The organism is Psychromonas hadalis ATCC BAA-638 (genome assembly GCF_000420245.1).
GTDB classification, from domain to species: Bacteria; Pseudomonadota; Gammaproteobacteria; order Enterobacterales; family Psychromonadaceae; genus Psychromonas; species Psychromonas hadalis.
The window spans coordinates 1-1,178 of sequence record NZ_ATUO01000339.1; the positions used below are offsets into that span (position 1 = coordinate 1).

A 1,178-nucleotide genomic window follows, 5' to 3' on the forward strand; every position below is an offset into this window, starting at 1 on the left:
TTTTTTTAAAACCCCGCTTCAAATGATGGCAGGACACATAACCGCACTAGTGGCGTAGCGGTTATGCACTTCAAGGTTGAATCTGCCGATCAAATAATGAGTATCACAATGAATAAAGAAAAAATGCAAGCCCTTGCTAATGAATTAGCGAAAGAGATAAAAACACCTGACGATCTAGGTCAATTAAGCGCCATGCTCACTAAAATGACCGTTGAAGCCGCATTAAGGTCTGAGCTGGACTTTCACCTTGGTTATGACAAGCACCAGCCTAATGAGCTTAACAGTGGAAATAACCGTAATGGTTATTCAACTAAAATCCTTGAAGTATCCCATGGTGAAATTGAAATCCAAACACCACGCGATAGAGAGGGCTCGTTTGAACCCCAACTAATAAAAAACGTCAAACGCGTATTACAGGAATGGATGAACAAATCATCACGCTGTATTCCAAAGGGATGAGCACCCGTGATATTACCGCTACATTTAAAGAGATGTCTGGTGCAGATATCTCCACAGGGCTTGTATCACAGGTAACCAATGCGAGCAGGTTGTTGTGTGGCAAAGTAGGCCGTTAGATGCAGTTTATCCCATTGTTTACTTAGACTGTATTGTACTAAAAATCCGCCAAGATAAGCGCGTTATTAACAAATCCATTTATCTTGCTCTTGGAATAAATATTGAAGGGCATAAAGAATTATACCAATTCCATTAATTAACTGGTCATATTAATCCATGATCTCGAACAAAGTGAAATGACTCGATCAGTATCACTTCTAAAATTATTCCAAGCGATGGAACACTTTTCTACACTGTCGTCGTAACTGTTAAAAGAGCGATTTGCAATTTCGTTTTGCCTCATCCATGACCAGACTTGTTCAATTGGATTTAGCTCAGGTGAATAAGGGGGAATATGAATAATACTGAGGTTTGGGAACGCTTCATCTAAATACTCTTGGTGCCAACTTGCACCATCCATTATCACAACAGCATGACGGCCTGCCTCAGTGCTTTTTGCTATAAGTGTTAAATGCTTTTTCATTACGTCCATATTACTAAAAGGCGCGATGATGGCCTCTGTTTTAGCATTCGTAGGGCAAACAGCACCAAATATATACGCATAAGTGAATTGTTGTTGCTGTACTACACGTGGCCTTGAACCTTTTTCAGCCCAAATCTTA

The 1,178-nt window shown here is 40.1% G+C and carries 1 protein-coding gene and 1 pseudogene; one reads left to right on the plus strand and one right to left on the minus strand.

The features are described from left to right. Positions 1–123: 123 nt before the first annotated feature. Positions 124–712: pseudogene (locus G322_RS24465) on the plus strand (IS256 family transposase). Here the strand turns inward: G322_RS24465 and G322_RS0119440 are convergent. Beyond that, positions 713–1,178 (minus strand): IS630 family transposase (locus G322_RS0119440; protein ID WP_022943306.1); only part of this gene is annotated, 466 nt, incomplete at its 5' end.